Source organism: Pseudazoarcus sp. NS36 (assembly GCF_059703705.1).
The window spans coordinates 96,389-113,193 of record NZ_BAAKJA010000004.1 but is presented as its reverse complement, the minus strand read 5'-3'; the positions used below and the strand labels follow the sequence as shown (position 1 = coordinate 113,193).

Here is a 16,805-nt window from a genome sequence, read left to right as displayed (position 1 = left end):
ATCTGCAGTACCGGGGAGAACAGGGGGCAGGCGGCTAGGTAACCGCCTGTCAGACCGAAACGTTGATCACCGTACCGGTGACCTCGCCTTGGGCGTTGACCACCGGCCGCGGGGCCGGCATGTCAGCAACGGGTGTCGCGGGCGCGACAGCCGGTGAAGGGTTGATTTGCTCACGCAATTCGCCGATCTGCACATCGACCTGCTGCAGAGCACTACTTGCCGCCAAGCCGCTGCGCGCGCGGCCGGCTTCTTCGGTGGCTTGATCGGTTTTGACTTCGAGGGTGCGTGCGCGCTCCTGCGCGCGGTCGGCCTCGGCGTTGGCCTGGCGGGTTTCGGCCTGCAGGCTCCGGGCGCGTTGCTCGGCCTGCTCGGCGCTGCGCTCGGCCTGCTGGCGCTGCAACTGCGCAAACGCCGCCGAAGTGGGCCCCGCAGTGTTCGAAATCATGGCCTGCGCCCCGGGGGCCTCAGTTTCTCAGGAAACTGTTCGGCGACTGATCGTCGAAGGCACGGCCGTTCTGGCCGGACGCGGCAGCGCCATTCGACGGCTCGGCCGGCGGGTTGGCCGCCGGATCATCGCCCCGCTCCGGCGGCGCGGCGTCATTGCGCGGCGGCGGGCTGGCGTTGTTCGCCGGATTCTCCTGCGGCCGGTTGCCTGGGTCGTTGGCCGCGTTCTGTTCCTGCTGCGCGAGTTGCTGCGCCTGCGGGCTGATGCTGGTGATGGTGCTCGGACCTTCGTTCACACGCGGCGCTTCCTGCGGCGGCGGAGCCGGCGGGGTGAGCGGATTCTGCTCGTCCGGGTTGCGGGTCTGCGTCGTGCGATCGTTGGTGAGCAGCGTCGCAGGACTGCTCGTCGGATTCACGCCTTCCATCTTGATGACCTCCCGTATCGGGGTGCATGCCTCGGCCCCGTGTCACCCGGCAAGGACTGAAACGTTCCGGGTCAAGTACTTGAAAACATACGCTCGCTTGCACGGCAGAGCAAGGCCGGACGCTCAGGCCTCGTTGAGCCCGAGCAGGCTGGCCAGCGTCGGGGCCTCTTCACGGCGGTCAAAGCAGATGCTGCGTTCGAGCGCTTCAAGGTGCTCGTGCATCAGCGCGATGGCGGCAGGGGCGTCACCACGTTCGATGCAATCGACAATGTGTTCGTGCTCGTCGTGCTCGCAACTGGCGTTGCCGGGCGGCTCGTACAGCGACACCACCAGCGCGCAACGCGACAGCAGCTCGCTCAGGTAGCCCTCGAGCACGGGATTGCGGGCCAGCGTCGCGACCTGGCGATGAAAGGAACTCGCCAGTCGGGCCCAGGCGGGTTGGTCGAAGCGATGCATGGCCTCGTGCTCGCTGCGCAGATGGGTGCGCAGACGGGCGATGTCGGCCGCGCTGGCGCGTTCGGCGGCTAGTGCCACGAGCGCGGCCTCGACGGCGCGGCGGGCCTCGAACACGGCGCGGATCTCATCCGGCGTGGGCACTGCCACGACCGCACTCTGATTGGGACGCAGGCTCACGACATGGTCGTTGGCCAATGCCTGCAAGACCTTGCGCACCACCGCGCGGCTGACCTTGTAGAGCTTGGCCAGCGCGGCCTCGGGCAGCCGCGTGCCGGGCACCAGACGGCGGTCCATCACCGCGTCGAAGATGGAACCGTAGATACGCCGCTCGACTTCGCCCTTGCCGCGCGAACTGGTCGAAGTGGCGGCGCGCGCCACCGCGCGGCGGGGCGCGGCGGTCGGTTTTACAGCGGGAAGACGTGGCGTGCGTGGCATGGTCGGTCGCGGTGATGATGTAGAAGGCATACGACAAGCCCCGAATCTTATCAATCCGGCCGGGTCTCGGCTTGCGTCTGAACGTCCGCCTCGATGCCGAGGGCGTCGACGTGCCCGCAGATCGCACCGGGCGTGGTCATCCAGATACGGCCGGCATCTCGCAACGCCGCCAGACGTTCGAGCGCGCGACGCATGTGGCGCAGGCGGTGCGGCTGGCCGACAAGATAGGGATGCAGCGCGATTCCCATTACCAGCGGTTGTGCGCGGGACTGGTCGAGCATCTCGTCGAGGTTGTCGAGCACCATGTCGAAGAAAGCCGGCGCCTCCATCTGACGTGCCACCAGCATCGGGATGTCGTTGAGCTCCTGCGGGTAGGGAATCGACCAGATCGATCCGCCGTCGCGGGTGGCCATGCGCACCGGCTGGTCGTCGTGGCACCAGTTGAGGGTGTAGCGGTAGCCGGTCTCGGCAAGCAGGTCGGGCGTGACGCGGCTCTCCGAAATCCACGGCGACAGCCAGCCCTCGGGCGCACAACCGCTCTCGCCCGCGATGCGTTCACGGCAGGCGGCGAGCAAGGCCCGCTCACGCGCCTCGTCGAAATCTCCCTGCCGCTCGGCATTGGTGTGGCCGTGGCCGACCAGTTCGTCCCCGCGCGCGGCAAAGGCCGCCACCAGTTCCGGGCAGTGGTCGTACAGCGCCGTATTGAGGATGGTCGCAGTAGGCAGGCCGAGCGTGTCGAACTGCTCCAGACAGCGCCACGCGCCGACCCGGTTGCCGTACTCGCGCCAGGCGTAATTGAGCACATCGGGCTCGGGCATGGCCGGGCCGATCTTGGCGCCCATGCCCTCGCCGAAAGCGAAGTGCTCGATGTTGAAGCCGAGGTACACGGCCAGCCGCGCACCACCCGGCCAGTCGTACTGCGGCCGGTCGCCAATGGCACGGTAAGGGAATCGCCCGTGCCCCGGCACCGGGGCCAGAACATGCTGCTTGCTCATCTGACGCCCCTCAGGCCTGGATGCCGGCGCGCGTCAGGATCCATTCCGCGCTGTCGTTCCAGACGTCCATCTGCACGATCTTGCCGTCGCGCAGCACGTAGCGGTCGACATAGCGGTTGCCTTCGAAGGGCGTGCCGTCAGGCCATTCACCGAACAAGGTGCCGAGCGAATACACGATGGCTTCCTCCGGGCTCGCACCGGCGACCACCTCATAGCGCTCGTACTTCTTCTGCACCTTGGTGTAGCGCCCCTTGTTGAAGGCCGTGCACTCGGTCGGATCCTTCATCTCGCGGCCGCCGGTGAAGCGGATGCGCATGTCGGGAGAAACGAAGGCGCGTGCCCCGACGGGGTCCGGAATCATGATCGTTCGCAGATAAGTGTCGACAATTTCAACCATCTCTTTTGCGTAATCTGTATCCGCAATGATCGTTAGTGGTGCATTATTCATGGCGATTTCCTCGGTTATGCACTGTTGTGGTGCCGCTTTTGGCCTGGCTAGGATACGCTACACGCTGATGCAAGGAACGCGCCAATGTGTAGACACCTTTAATTTAGCAGTGTTGACACTGAATCGGCAGCCCGGCCAAGCGGCTGGCACGCCGCTTGCAAGAAACGCAGAGCCCGTTGTCCCCCAACTGCAAGGAGCGAAGCGATCATGAAATTCACCCGACGTAGCTTTATCGCCGCAACCGCCGTGGCAGCCAGCCTCGGCATGCTGCCCGCCGCCCACGCCGCCGAGCCGATCCAGATCGGCCTCGTGGCCGCCCTGTCCGGCCAGTCCGCGCTGTCCGGCGAAGCCATCACGCGTGGCATCAGCATCGCCATCGACGAAATCAACGCCGCCGGCGGCCTGCTCGGCGGACGCAAGCTCGAACTGGTGCGCCGTGACGACGAATCCAACCCGGCCAAAGGCGTGATCGCAGCCCGCGAGCTGATCTACCGCCAGAAGGTGGCCGTGATGTTCGGCGGGCTGGATACGCCGGTGTCGCTGGCCATCGTGCCGCTCGCCAACGAACAGAAGGTTCCCTTCATCGGCGCCTGGGCGGCCGGCACGCCGATCACCAAGAACGGCGCCGACCCCAACTTCGTATTCCGCGTCTCGGCGGTGGATGAGATCGTCGACCAGGCCATGCTCGACTACGCGCAGAAGACCTTCGGCGCGAGCAAGTTCGGCATGATCCTGATCAACAACCCGTGGGGCGAATCGAACGAGAAGGGCCTGCGTGCAGCGCTTGAAGCCAAGGGCATGCAGCCGGTTGGCGTCGAGAAGTTCGAGAGCAACGATGTGGACGTCGTGCCGCAACTCACCCGCCTGCGCGACGCCGGCGCCGACGCGCTGTTCATGGTCGGCAACGTCGGCCCCTCGGCGCAGGTCGTGAAGTCGCTCGACCGCATGGGCTGGAAGGTGCCCATCGCCTCGCACTGGGGCCCGGCCGGCGGCCGCTTCACCGAGCTCGCAGGCCCGAGCGCCAAGAACGTGCACTTCGTGCAGACCTACAGCTTCTTCGGCAAGCAGTCGCCGGTGGGTGAGCGCGTGATCGCGGCGATGAAAGCCAAGTACTCCGACGTGAAAGGCCCGGAGAACATCACGCCGGCGGTTGGCGTGGCCAACGCCTACGACGCCATGCACCTCACCGCGCGCGCCATCGCCATTGCCGGCTCCACCGACGGTGACGCGATCCGCCAGGCCTTCTACAAGATCGACAAGCACGAAGGCCTGATCAAGACCTACGAGATGCCGTTCAAGCCCGGCGTGCATGACGCCATCACCAAGGACGACTACGTCTGGGCACAGTTCATCGACAACCGCATCCTGCCGGTCGGCATGGAGCAATAAGCTCCACCCCCTCGCCCGGCGCCACGTGCGCCGGGCTTCACCTGTTTTTCGGAGAACGCCATGCTCACGGCGGCCCTGATCAGCGGCATCGGACTTGGCAGCATGTACGGTCTGATGGCGCTCGGCTTTTATCTGACCTATGCGGTGTCCGGCACCGTCAACTTCGCCCAGGGCAGCTCGATGATGCTCGGCGCGGTGCTCACCTTCACCTTCGCACAGACCTTCGGCTGGCCCATGCTGTCGGCCATCGTGCTGGCGCTGGTGCTGTGTGCGCTGTACGGCCTGGTGGTGGAGTTCGTCGCGGTGCGGCCGTTCGCAAGCCGCGGGTCGGATGCCTGGCTGATGGCCACCGTGGCGCTGGGTATCGTGCTCGACAACCTGGTGATGTTCACCTTCGGCAAGGAGCCGCGCAGCTTGGCTTCGCCGCTGGCCATGACACCGCTGGAAGTCGGCGGCAGCGGCCTGGGCGTGTATCCGCTGCAGGTGCTGATCCCGATCATCGGGCTGGCGCTGGCCGCCCTGCTGCACTTCATTTCACGCCGCACGCGCTGGGGCACCGCCATGCTGGCGGTGACGCAGAACCGCGACGCGGCCCGCCTGATGGGCATTCCGATCCGCCGCACCATTGCGGTGGCCTTCGCGCTGTCCACGCTGCTGGCGGGTATTGCCGGCATCCTGATTGCGCCGCTCTTCAACGTGCATTCCGACATGGGCACGCTGTTCGGCCTGAAGGCCTTTGCGGTGGCGATTCTGGGCGGCATCACCAGCGCCTGGGGTGTCATGATCGCCGGCCTGCTGTTCGGCATCGGTGAGGCACTGATCACCTCCACGCTGGGGTCGAGCTTCACCTACATCATCCTGTTCGGGCTGGTCATCGTGGTCCTTGCCATCCGACCCAACGGCCTGTTCGGCCGCGCCCAGGTGAGGAAGGTATGAAGGCACGCGCACTGCTACCGGGTTCGCCGGCCGCGCTTGCCGCAGTGCTCGCACTGCTGGCTTTCGGTGTGTATCTGGCGCTGACGGTGAATGGCTATTACGTCTTCGTACTGGCCACCGTGGCGCTGCTGGCCATTGTCGGCATCGGGCTCAACGTGTTGCTCGGCCTGTCGGGCCAGATCTCCTTCGGCCATGTCGGCTTCTACGCGCTGGGCGCCTACACCGTGGCCATCCTGACCAGCGCCTCGGGCTGGAGCTTCTGGCTGGCGTGGCCGCTTGGCGCGCTGGTCGCCGCAGTGGTCGGGGGGCTCGTGGCAATGCCGGCCCTGCGAGTGAAGGGCCCGTATCTGGCGATGCTGACGATTGCCTTCGGCTTCATCGTCGAACATTCCATCGTCGAACTACGCGACTTCACCGGCGGGCAAAACGGCATCATGGGCATCGGCTCGCCGTCACTCGGCTTTGCCGACGGCGAACGCGCCGTGGCAGTCATCGCCATCGTCATGGTCGGCCTGCTGATGTGGGTATCCGCGCTGATCTCGCGCGGCACCTGGGGTGCGGCCATGCGCGCGGTGCGCGACAACGAGATTGCCGCCGAATCGGTCGGCATCAACCCGGTCATGGTAAAGACCGCCGCCTTCGTGTTCTCGGCCGCGCTGGCCGGGCTGGCCGGCGGACTGTTCTCGCCGCTGTCAGGCTTCGTCACGCCGCACACCTTCAACTTCTCGATGTCGATCCTGTTCGTGCTGGCCGTGATGATCGGCGGCTCGGGCACCGTCATCGGCCCGGTCATCGGCGCCATCGTGGTCGGCCTGCTGCCCGAATTCCTGTCCAGCCTTGAGGAATACCGCTTGTTGTTCTTCGGCGGCCTGTTGCTGGTGGTGTTGTGGGTTGCCCCCACCGGCGCCGTCGGCATGGCCCGGCAGCTGTGGCAGCGCTTGCGCCCGCACACGGTCACCGCCGCCAGCGACGACTCGCCGCGCGACACGGCCGGCCTCGGCCAGCGCGAACGCGCACCGCTGCAGGCCGACAGCCTGACCATGGTGTTCGGTGGCCTGCGCGCAGCGTCCGGCATCAGCCTGACCGTGCGCCCCGGCGTGCTGACCAGCCTGATCGGCCCCAACGGCGCAGGCAAATCGACCGTCATCAACATGCTCACGGGCTTCTACCGCCCCACCGAGGGCGAGGTCCGCCTAAAGGACGGCCTGCTCAACGGCGCGCCGGCCTGGCGTGTGGCGCGCTCGGGCGTGGCCCGCACCTACCAGACCTCGCTGCTGTTCGGCTCGCTCGGCGTGCTCGACAACGTCGCGCTGGCGATCACCGGCGGCCATCTCGGCGGCTTCCTCGGCGCAAGCCACAACCGACCGGATGCGCGCGCCCGTGCACGGGCGCTGCTCGACTACTGCGGCTACCGCGGCGCCCCGGACACCCCGGCGGCAGACCTGCCGCACGTCGACCGCCGTCTGGTCGAGATCGCCCGCGCACTCGCCACCGACCCGGACGTGCTGCTGCTTGATGAACCGGCCGCGGGCCTGTCGCGCGAAGACAAGGCCCTGCTCGCCACCCTGCTCACCCGCATCGCGCAGGCCGGCATCGGCGTGCTGGTGGTGGAACACGACATGCCGCTGGTGATGGGCATCTCGGATCACATCGTGGTCATCGACGCCGGCCAGCCGCTGGCCGAAGGCACCCCGGCCGAAGTGCAGGCCAACCCGGCCGTGCGCCAGGCCTATCTGGGTGAAGGCGCCGGCTTTGCTGCGCGCAGCGAACCCCGCCAGAGCGATACCGACGGCACCGACGAGCGCCTGGGCATCAACGCGCTGACCACCGGCTACGGCGCCGCGCCGGTACTGCACGGCGTTGATATTCAGGTCCGCCGTGGCGAGCTGGTAGCGCTGCTCGGCGCAAACGGCGCCGGCAAGTCGACGCTGATGCGCGCCCTGGCCGGCCTGCACCGCCCGGTGTCCGGCGGAATCCACCTCGACGGCAATGAACTGGTGAGTTTCAACGCCGAGCGCGTGGTGCAGCGCGGCCTAATCCTGGTGCCCGAAGGCCGGCAGGTGTTCCCCGAACTGTCGGTGCTCGACAACATCCGGCTGGGAGCCTTCCGCTGTCCCGAAGGACGCGAGGCGCGCGTGGAGGAAATGCTCGACCGCTTCCCGCGCCTGCGCGAACGCGCCCACCAGCGTGCCGGCCTGCTGTCCGGCGGTGAGCAGCAGATGCTCGCCATCGCACGCGGCCTGATGGCCAAACCCGAAGTGCTGCTGCTCGATGAACCCTCGCTGGGCCTCGCGCCCAAGGTCATCGAAGACCTGTTCGAAGCCCTCGACCGCCTGCGCCGCGAGAACATGACCATCCTGCTGGTCGACCAGATGGCCTCACTCGCGCTGGCGCTGGCCGACCGCGCCTACGTACTCGAAGGTGGCCGTGTGGTCGCCAGCGGCACAGCTTCGGAGATCGCCGGCAACGGCGCGCTGGCCGAGGCTTACCTGGGCGGGCACGGCTGACGGGGACGGCGGGGGCACGGTTGCGCGCCCCACGTCGTCCCCGACTAGATGCGCGATTCGTCCTCGTTGGTGTCCGGCGCCACCGGCTCGCCACGCCAGCGCCGCACCGCGCGCTGGAAGAACAGACTGTTCGGAATCTGCAGCACGGTGTCGCTGCCGTCCGGCAGCTTCTCCTGCAGCGTGGTGTGGATCAGGTTGATATCCACCACCTTGCCCTTGAGGCCGGGCTTCTCACCGTTCTCCAGCAACTCGATGTGGTCGTACAGGCGGAACGGTCGCGTGGTGAGGATGAGCAGGGTGCAGAAGATGTTCGACAACACGCTCCAAGCCGCAAAGAAAGCCACCGCCGCCACCGCCGCAAAACCCGTGAACGCCGTCCACAACACGGTGCCCGACACCCCGAAGCGGTCGAGCAGCAGCAAAAGCGCAACCGAATAGATGACAAAACCGAACAACCGCCTCGCCACGATCAGCAGCTCGGACGGCAGCTTGTAGTGCTGACCGATGCGGCGCACCAGACGACGCATCAACATGCTCAACACCCATGCGCCGAGCACGATGCCGACGACCTGCAGGCCGAGGGTGATGGATTCGATCCAGGGATGGAATGCTTCCGGCAGATAGAGTTTCATGCGTGCTTGCGGTCCTGACTGGGCATGCGAAGGATTCGCACGCCGTGACTCTAGCACCGGGCGCGCGCGACCTGCCTGCGGCCATCAGTAGCGCCTCGCCCGAAAACTCAATGCGGCAAGTTCCAGCTCAAAGCCGGTGTCGAGCACGCGATTGCTAGAGCCCCGCCAATCCAATCGGAAACGACCTGGCTACGCGCTCAAGCGGCATACGTCAGCTTGTCGTACATGACGGCAATCGACTCCATCGAATCCATCGACTCTCTCTCGGGAAATTGACGGTACGGCATCGCCGCCTTCAGTGGCTCTGAGTCACTCAAGGGCCGCAAGTAGAAGACGGGAGCGCATTCCATTTTCATCATCCGCGACTCAGCGGCAGATACGGTAGGGCCCGCGGTCCAGATGCAGATGGTCGGCATGTGCAAGGTTGTACTCGGGCCCCATCACGCCATTGAAGAAGCGGCAGGCGCCCTCGTGAATGGTGCGCAGAAACTCTGCTTCGGCGTCTTCGTCAGACCAGTCGCGCGCCACCGTGATGCGTCGCCCGTCGGCCAGCACAAACCCTGCAATGTCGAGTGCGTTGGCGGTCGCATGCTGGCTGCGCCGCCCCTCCTCACGTCCATAAACGTTGCGACAGGCATAACTCCCGTAATGCTCGAGCCTCTCCACCGGCGAACCCAGCAAGCGTCGGGCTTCGGGCATGAGCACGTGCTGCTCCCACAGCGCCAGCGACACGGCAGCGCTGCAAGTCAGCGAGAACGGCGCACCGATGTGCACCTGCGTGCGGCTGACGTGCACCGCATTACTGAGGCCACAGCCAGGCCCGCTCGCGCGGTCCGTTAGCGCCTCATAGCGCATCTCGGCCGTGGCCAGCACCGCCTGACAGCGATCCGGCGCCTCGGCGAGCCGCGACAGTTTGAGTCGCGTCAGCCAGCCGGGCGTCTCGTCAATCACCAGCGGCGCCCAGGGGTTGTGACGGCCGGGCAACTGCCAGTGCTCACCATGGCTCCATACCAGCAGAGCCAGCGCAATGAGCAGTCCGGTGAGGACTTTCACCGTGCGTCGCCCGGCAAGGTCGGAACCGGATCTGGGTGGTCAGGAAGCAGAAATATCTGGGACCGGCAGAGAAAGGGCATCACGATCATGTCTCGAACGGAAGAACCGGTTCGAGACATGTCCCCTTCGCAAGTTCAAGCTTTCAACCTCCTCCTCGCGATCCGGCAGCAGATGCTCAGAAAAAGGTGCAGCACAGGAATGATCGGGAAAAAGAGCCGGAAGGGCTGGCAAGTCGGGGGCTTGCCGCGCGAAGACTCCAGAACAGCTTGAATCCTATCCAAGCACCTTCGTACCAAGAAACGTGAAGGTCGCACCAAATACGGCAAGCGCAAACAGCACCAGCAACCCATCGCGCACCACCAGGGCAACCCCAAGCGCCAAGAGCGCCAACCCGGCCGCTGACGAAGTAAATGGCACCAATTCCAGAAAGGGCATACACAGCCCGACCGCCACGCATAAGCCGGCAATGGCGTAACTGCCACCCCTCTTCACCAGAATGGTCAGCCGCGGCTTGAGCAGCTTGTCGATGCCTCGCGCCGGCTTCTCAAGCCAGCTCAACGCCTTCTGCAGTTTGGAGCGCTCGACCGAACGGTCAAGAATGAAATGCGGCAACCAGAAATGGTTTCGCCCCATCAACATCTGCCCCGCAACAAGCAAGACAAACGCGGCCATAAAAAACGACATGCCGGGCACACCGCTCAGCGGCGAAAACAAGGTCATGCCGATGAGCATCAACATCGGCCCAAAAGACCGACTTCCGATCGACTCGACAACCATTGCGACCGAAACCCGCTCGTTGTCACGAGCCAGCTCGCTGATTCGATCAATCAACTGGGCAAGATTTTGCAACGGCCCGCTCATCGAAGACTCCCTCGAATCGCGCAGGCTACCTTTGGTGACATCTGTTCTGGCCAAAAAAAGTTGGAAACTGTCGGACAACGCTCGCGCTAGACTCCGTACTGATCGGGCCGCCCCTCCACCGATGCGAAGTTGAAAACTGCGCGCCGCTGCGGATCAAGTCTCCCGACGAAACGCAAATACAGTCGAGAACCCGACAGTTGCCTGCTGCCGGTGCGGTCTACACGAACCTAAACTTTTTAGATCCCCATGCTTGCCTGCTAGTAAAACTGAGTCGCTCTGAGTTTTGAGAGGACTCCAACTCTTGAGAAGATGGAGCGACGCGACGAGGGCAGCGTGCCGCACTACACGTCGCAAGCGGCCCGTGCGTACAAGCTCGATCCGTTCGACTATCTTCAAGTGACCTGCGCCTGCGCTTGAACTCTCAATAATAGAGAAACCCCAGTGCGTCCTTCAGCCGGTCGGCGGTGGTGCGCATGCGGTCCCAGCGCTCCATGGACACATCGCCCTGACGGAACTCCCTGAAAAAATCGTTGGCCTGCAACTGCGTCATGACGGCGTCGAGATTTGGGGGCGTGCTGTCAGCGAAGCCAAACCGCTCGCGCAGCTGCTTCATGCGCACAGCCATGGGCTCGGCTTCGCCCACGGTGGCTTCTGAGATCATCATGGGCGACCTGGGAGTGACGAGAATGAGCACCGAGCGCTGCAGCTCATTGGTCCGCTTGTTCGAGAACAGATACTGTAGCCCCGGCACGTCCTGCAAACCCGGTACGCCGTCGCGGGTGCTTGAAAAGGACTTTTCACTCAAGCCGCTGAGTACCAGCGTCTCGCCGAGGTTCATGACCACATTGGCGTTCGCCGTGGTCTCTCCGATCTCGATCTGGTAAGCCACCCGCGGGTTGTCCGAGCTGGCATTCAAGGCGGTGCGCTGAGCTTCCACCTGGAGCTGCACCCGACCCTGCGGCAGGAAGGTGGGGGTCACGGCAAGCTTGATGCCGAAGCGTTTCTCCAGTGGCACGATGGTGGTGCCACCCTGCTCGCTGGTCGAGACCACGCCCGCACTCAGGTTGGTACCCGAAAAAAACTCGGAGGGCTGGCCTTCAATGGCGGCGAGGGTCGGGCGTGCCAGCACTTCGTTGAGCGAGCTGTTGGCGTTGGCGATGTTGAGCGAGTACGACAATGCCGGGATGGTCACGGCGCGGGTGATGGTCGTGGTCGAAGCCGCTCCCGGTAAGCGTTCAGTGACGCGGGAGTAGGCCGGAAGGTTGGCCGACAACGAGCCGAGCTGCAACGTCAGGGCGCTGAGCAGGTTGACGCCCTTGGAAGTCGCCATCAATTCCTGGGTCGAGAGCAGCACCACGTCCACCAGCAGCATCTGCGGGCCGGCGTCGACGGCTTCGGCCGAAGGCATCCCGGCCGTGTTGGCCGTGTTGTCCTCTCCTGCCAACGCGGACGCATCGAAATCCTCCGAGCCGTCGTCGGCCTGCGCAAACATCATGGGACGCGCATTGCCCGGCACTGGGTTCAGGCTTGTCTTGAGCGCGCTGGCTTGCTTCTGGTCGCTGTAATAAGCCTTCCACTGAGCCAGGCGTCGATCAATGCGCTCGACCTCGACTCCGTCACCCTGATGCTGGACCAGCGCGGCGCGCACCCAGTCGGCCCGGGCAAACTGCCCGCAGGACGCGTACACCGAAATACTCGAGCGCATGAACCCCGGGTCGGGTCTGGCCGACACCTTCAGGAACTCATCGGCCATGGCACAGGCCGTCTTCGCGTCGCCCGTCAAGTAGGAGGCCACCATCAGGCCGTAGATTGAGCGCGCGCTGTCCGGCGTCAGCAACAGCACCTCGGAGAACGCCAGCTTGGCGCTGTCGAACCGCTTGAGGTCCATGTAGGCCAGGGCCAGAAACTCCTGAGCGATCCAGTTGCTCCGGTCGATGCGCAGCGCCTGCTGGTAGCCCTCTACCGCCAGTTCCCCTTTCTGCGTGTCACCCTGACGCGCCTGCAGGTGGTAGACGAAACCATTGAGGAAATGAAGATGCGAGTTGCGCGGATCGAGCTGCAGCGCTTCGTTGACCGCCGACTGGGCCCGGGGCAGGTCCATGCGTTTGATGAAACCGACGGCTGCCGTGACCTTGGCCAGCATCTCCGAGTCGTGAGTACCGGCGGGGATCAGCGCGACATTCTCCACCATCTGCGCGAAGGACCTGGAGGCCTCGTCTGCCCATGCGCTGGGCAGGGTACAGAACACCAGCGCCATGGCTGCCGCGACCCCGCATCGACGCAGGGAGTGAGTGAGTACTTTCATTCGGATCATCCTGTGGAAGAGGGGACGTCGTGGTTCTGGCAAGCGGCACGGTCAGCCAGCTTGCTGGCCGGCGAGATCAGGGGCTGACAAGGACCTCGTTGTGTACGGCCCTGACACCAGCCACTTGCCCCGCGAGGTTCTGGGCCGCAAGTTTTTCCTGTGGGCTCTTGGCGACTCCGGACAGGAGCACAACGCCATACAGCGTCTCGACCGAGATGCCGGTCAAGGCGCGCTCGGCATGACGAGCCTTGATCGCCGAAGTGATGGCTTTGTCCTCGACGATAGTGGCGCTGGCGGCCTCCGGGCCGGACGTGATGGCACAACCGGTAGCGGTCAGCACGAAAAAAACCATGCCAACTGCGATGACGCTTTCTCGCATAATCATTGAAACTCTCTAGGAGTACACGAAGGAATGCAGCGGCGCTTCAGTGCGCCGCCTTCTCCGTTTTGCGGCATGACCGTCCACTTAAGCGCACAAGGAAAAGCTTGCAGATTCTGTGCGAACAAACCGTATCCGTCCTTATTGTGGCATAAGCAGCTTGATCGCCAGCGGGACGACTTACAGCGGACCCCTATCTTTTGACCGGCCGAAGCTGCATATGTGGTGCTTCTCCAACACTGTGATAATCAGCCTTCGGCGCAGATAGACTAGGCCTGCGTTTGCGTCGGGAAGTGAATTGCTGACGGCCTCATAAGTGCTTTACATCTCGCTGCACTCATGAGATGGCATGCCAAGTGCATTAACTTTCCGGCTTTCCGGAATTGGCTATTCATGAGATCGGGGAGTGATGAAAAGCATTGGACTATTCTCCCAGTCTAACTTCATATATAAAAATATGACCTGCTCAACGTAAATTTATTATTACCCATAGGAGGATGCATGCGCTCACTCTTTCAGATTCATGTTGTTCTGGTATTTGGATTACTTAGCTTTGCCCCTTTTCACGCTTTCGGCCAGACGGCGTCGCCATCCACAGATCTGGGAACTTTGCAGGCTAAAGTTGACAGTTACATCTCCGCTGGCGCGATGAGCGAAGTCGACAGCTTGCTGAGTAGTTTTAACGGCTTGAAGATCGGAAATACCTATTCACTAGCCTCCCCCACCCTTGGTCCAGAAAAGGATGGCAATGCGGACGCAACGTGGACGAGGATGACCTATAACAATAAGAGCGCATCCCAGATGATTGGCTACGCCAGCGACATGTGCGCCAGTCATGTGGTCTATGAACAGCTCGTCGCCAAAGGAGTGAAAGTCGATCAGGGCAAGTTCAACGCTGCTCATGACAAGTTCTGTAGGCTTGTCAAGGCGGCGGCTGAGCTCAAGCACCGTTATGACAAGTACCAGGCGATCAAGAAAGACGGCGTGGTCCTTGTGAAGAGAGCTAAGAGCCAGAAGCATGATTTCCACGGTCGCGAGCGGACCTTTGGCGGCGGCATGAGTCTCGTGTACAAACCTGATCTCGCAAAGACGATTTCAAGCGGCGTCCATCCCGACGAGACATTCGAATACCAAAGCTGGATCAAATGGAGCGACAATAATCCGACGCCCTTGAACATCATCAAGAAGATTCGCGAAATGAGGAACGGTCAGGCGACCAATTGCGAAGGGTTCCGATTCCAGGTTATCTATGGGAAGGAAGTCGATGCATGGCTGTACCTGGATGTCGTCGATGTGAGTTCGTCCAAAGTGACAATTCGAAATTGTGTCAAGGTCAAATACAACGGAATAAACAAAGGGCATGCGTTCCCAGAAATTACTATGGAGGCTCCCTTCGGGTACCTTTACGAGCTCGAACAGATGAAGGATAGCGCCAGGGTCCAGTTGATGAACAAAATCAAAGACAAAGTGGCCTCAATGATCGGCGCCAACCAGCAGATGATCGAACTGCTAAAGACGCTTAAGTAAGAGCAACTCTCGTCCGGGGGATTTCGGTCAGAAACCGACGTCCCCCGTCTTCAGTAGCGCCCAGCTTTGGAGTCCGGGGTAATGTTGGCCCTGCCCCAGGATTCCGTGCCGTTCAAAAGTAGAGAAATTCGGCATGATTAACCGCCCCTCATAGGGGAGGTCTTGCCGTGAAGAAGTCGAGATTTACCGAAGAATAGATTGACCTGCCCTGGGATTTTCAGCACGCGCCCCGACCGAGACGCCGGTCAAGGCGCGCTCGGCATGACGAGCATGGATCGCCGAGGTGATGGCCTTGTCCTCGACGTCGGCGCTGCCCCTTTCCGGGCCGGGCGTGGTGGCGCAGCCGGTGCTGGCCAGTACGACAAAAGCCATGCCGACCATGATGGCGCGTGGTCGCATGTTCATTGAAACTCTCTGAAATTGGGCGGAGGGAGCTTGGCTTGCCCGACGCCATTGTGGCATGGCCCGCGCGATCATCCGGCCTTCCGAGCACAGCGGCCATTGTTTCTTCTTCGCAGCGCGCCATATGTGGTGCTTCCCCAACACTGCGGGACGCGGCCCTTGGCCCGGATACACTGCATTCGCGCCGACCGGTGATTTGCCGAGCATTTCCATCAGTGCCTCACGTCGTGCGCATGCATGGACGAATGGCGGAGCTGATCTTCCATTCGTTTTTCCATCCTGTCCATTCATGAGGCATCAGGGCAGAGCGGCGCCTTTTGGGCTTTGTCCTCATTCTCGTATTTACTCACCTTCAAAAGGCTATATATGCGCCCATCAACTCCGACCAAGCTGTTTCTGGCATTAGGATTCTTCGCTCTAGCTCAAGGTTCTGCACAAGCGGAATCGGCAGACTTGGCCAATTTGCAGGCGCAAGTCGACAGCTATGTTTCTGCCAGCGTGACGAGCGAAGCCGACAGCCTGCTCAGCAGTTACAGCGCCATGAAAATCGGCCAGACCTATTCGACGGATTCACCGGTTCCTCCCGCGGGCGACAATGCCGATGCGACGTGGAAAAAGGTGACGTACTCCAATGCGAGCGCGTCCCAGCTGATCGGTTATGCGGGGGACCAGTGCGCTGCGCATACGGCGTACGACCAGCTCGTCGCCAAAGGCGTGAAGGTTGACAAGGCCAAGTTTGATAGCACCAGCGACAAGTTCTGCAAGCTCGTACACGCGGCTGCTGAACTCAAGCACCGCTACGACAAGTATCAGGCCATCAAGACCAACGGCATCGTCCTGCTCAAGCGCTCAAAGAGCCAGGGGCATGATTTCAAGGGTCGCCATCGAACCTTCGGTGGCGGACTTGACCTTGTTTATAAGCCCGATATCGCTGGCACGGTCGAGAACGGCCTGCATCTGGACGAGACCTTGATCTACAACAGCTGGATCAAGTGGAGCGACGACAAGCCGACGCCGCTGAATGTGATCAAGCGAATCCGCGAGATGCAGAACAGCGACGCGGGCCGGTGCGAAGGCATTTCATTGCCGATCATCCCCAGCGGCTCGGTGAGAGCCTATATGTACCTGAACGTCGTTAACGTCAGTTCCAGCAAAATCACCATTCAGAACTGCCTGAAGGCCGTTTATAACGGAACCCACAAGACTCACGCGTTCCCGTCCGTCTCGATGGAAGCGCCGTTCGGTTATCTGTATGAGCTTGAGCAAATGAAGGACAGCGCCAAGGCAAAATTGAAGGACAACATCAAGAATAAAGTTGTCTCGATGGTGGGTGCCAACGAGCAGATGATTACCCTGCTCAAGAAGCTCAACTGAGCGTTTGGTCTTTGCAGATTGCAATCGTTCTGGGCAGGTAATCGAGTCGCCTCCACTGGACAGCGATTGACCCACGATCAATCCCTGCAGACCAAGCCCTAACACAACACCGGCCTTGCGCCGGTGTTTTTTTGCTTTCAGGGTGTCGTCGCGACAGGTGAATCGCCCCTGGTTTTTCTAGACGGCTGCGTTCCTAACTCTTGCTCGAGTTGTCGACTTTATTGCGGCGTTTCCGAC

General features: G+C 62.6%; 16 protein-coding genes. 5 read left to right on the top strand and 11 right to left on the bottom strand.

Annotated elements, in window-relative coordinates; translation table 11 throughout:
• Nucleotides 1-49: 49 nt before the first annotated feature.
• The 5 genes from AC6H0R_RS07585 to AC6H0R_RS07565 all read right to left on the bottom strand — a co-directional run bounded on the left by AC6H0R_RS07585 (nt 50) and on the right by AC6H0R_RS07565 (nt 3,116).
• Complete coding sequence (locus tag AC6H0R_RS07585) at nt 50-445, bottom strand: hypothetical protein (protein WP_497580751.1); 396 nt, start codon at nt 443-445, stop codon at nt 50-52.
• Nucleotides 446-464: 19 nt separating this feature from the next.
• Nucleotides 465-869 (bottom strand): hypothetical protein, encoded by a 405-nt coding sequence (locus tag AC6H0R_RS07580; protein ID WP_497580750.1) that lies wholly within the window; start codon nt 867-869, stop codon nt 465-467.
• A gap of 123 nt (nt 870-992) precedes the next feature.
• Nucleotides 993-1,760, bottom strand: a complete 768-nt coding sequence (locus tag AC6H0R_RS07575) for a GntR family transcriptional regulator (protein ID WP_497580749.1) — start codon at nt 1,758-1,760, stop codon at nt 993-995.
• Nucleotides 1,761-1,810: 50 nt separating this feature from the next.
• Nucleotides 1,811-2,755 (bottom strand): polysaccharide deacetylase family protein, encoded by a 945-nt coding sequence (locus AC6H0R_RS07570; protein WP_497580748.1) that lies wholly within the window; start codon nt 2,753-2,755, stop codon nt 1,811-1,813.
• A 10-nt stretch (nt 2,756-2,765) separates the two neighbouring features.
• Nucleotides 2,766-3,116, bottom strand: a complete 351-nt coding sequence (locus tag AC6H0R_RS07565) for a nuclear transport factor 2-like protein (RefSeq protein ID WP_497580747.1) — start codon at nt 3,114-3,116, stop codon at nt 2,766-2,768.
• A 294-nt stretch (nt 3,117-3,410) separates the two neighbouring features.
• On the opposite strand from AC6H0R_RS07565, the gene AC6H0R_RS07560 reads away from it, so the two are divergent.
• The 3 genes from AC6H0R_RS07560 to AC6H0R_RS07550 are packed head-to-tail and all read left to right on the top strand — an operon-like array spanning nt 3,411 to nt 8,035.
• Nucleotides 3,411-4,592, top strand: a complete 1,182-nt coding sequence (locus tag AC6H0R_RS07560; RefSeq protein WP_497580746.1) for an ABC transporter substrate-binding protein — start codon at nt 3,411-3,413, stop codon at nt 4,590-4,592.
• Between the two features lie 60 nt (nt 4,593-4,652).
• A complete protein-coding gene (locus tag AC6H0R_RS07555) occupies nt 4,653-5,528 on the top strand; it encodes a branched-chain amino acid ABC transporter permease (RefSeq protein ID WP_497580745.1) in 876 nt (291 codons plus the stop codon).
• Entirely contained in the window at nt 5,525-8,035 is a 2,511-nt protein-coding gene (locus AC6H0R_RS07550) for a branched-chain amino acid ABC transporter ATP-binding protein/permease (protein ID WP_497580744.1), read from the top strand. The genes AC6H0R_RS07555 and AC6H0R_RS07550 overlap by 4 nt, the downstream gene beginning before the upstream one ends.
• Before the next feature lie 44 nt (nt 8,036-8,079).
• Here AC6H0R_RS07550 and AC6H0R_RS07545 read toward each other — a convergent pair whose 3' ends face one another.
• The 5 genes from AC6H0R_RS07545 to AC6H0R_RS07525 all read right to left on the bottom strand — a co-directional run bounded on the left by AC6H0R_RS07545 (nt 8,080) and on the right by AC6H0R_RS07525 (nt 13,238).
• On the bottom strand, nt 8,080-8,667 hold the full coding sequence (locus AC6H0R_RS07545) for a mechanosensitive ion channel domain-containing protein (RefSeq protein WP_497580743.1): 588 nt from the start codon (nt 8,665-8,667) through the stop codon (nt 8,080-8,082).
• Nucleotides 8,668-9,033: 366 nt separating this feature from the next.
• Nucleotides 9,034-9,720: an extensin-like domain-containing protein gene (locus AC6H0R_RS07540; protein WP_497580742.1), complete on the bottom strand. Its 687-nt coding sequence runs from the start codon at nt 9,718-9,720 to the stop codon at nt 9,034-9,036.
• A 273-nt stretch (nt 9,721-9,993) separates the two neighbouring features.
• Nucleotides 9,994-10,581: an exopolysaccharide biosynthesis protein gene (locus AC6H0R_RS07535; protein ID WP_497580741.1), complete on the bottom strand. Its 588-nt coding sequence runs from the start codon at nt 10,579-10,581 to the stop codon at nt 9,994-9,996.
• Between the two features lie 421 nt (nt 10,582-11,002).
• On the bottom strand, nt 11,003-12,886 hold the full coding sequence (locus AC6H0R_RS07530) for a secretin GspD/PilQ domain-containing protein (protein ID WP_497580740.1): 1,884 nt from the start codon (nt 12,884-12,886) through the stop codon (nt 11,003-11,005).
• Between the two features lie 76 nt (nt 12,887-12,962).
• Nucleotides 12,963-13,238, bottom strand: a complete 276-nt coding sequence (locus tag AC6H0R_RS07525) for a BON domain-containing protein (protein WP_497580739.1) — start codon at nt 13,236-13,238, stop codon at nt 12,963-12,965.
• 528 nt (nt 13,239-13,766) lie between these two features.
• Between AC6H0R_RS07525 and AC6H0R_RS07520 the strand changes: the two genes are divergently transcribed.
• The gene (locus AC6H0R_RS07520) at nt 13,767-14,792 is read left to right on the top strand and encodes a hypothetical protein (protein ID WP_497580738.1); all 1,026 of its coding nucleotides are present in this window, start codon (nt 13,767-13,769) and stop codon (nt 14,790-14,792) included.
• Nucleotides 14,793-14,975: 183 nt separating this feature from the next.
• On the opposite strand, the gene AC6H0R_RS07515 is transcribed toward AC6H0R_RS07520, so the two are convergent.
• On the bottom strand, nt 14,976-15,197 hold the full coding sequence (locus tag AC6H0R_RS07515; protein ID WP_497580737.1) for a hypothetical protein: 222 nt from the start codon (nt 15,195-15,197) through the stop codon (nt 14,976-14,978).
• A gap of 450 nt (nt 15,198-15,647) precedes the next feature.
• Between AC6H0R_RS07515 and AC6H0R_RS07510 the strand changes: the two genes are divergently transcribed.
• Entirely contained in the window at nt 15,648-16,568 is a 921-nt protein-coding gene (locus tag AC6H0R_RS07510; protein WP_497580736.1) for a hypothetical protein, read from the top strand.
• Nucleotides 16,569-16,805 lie beyond the last annotated feature (237 nt).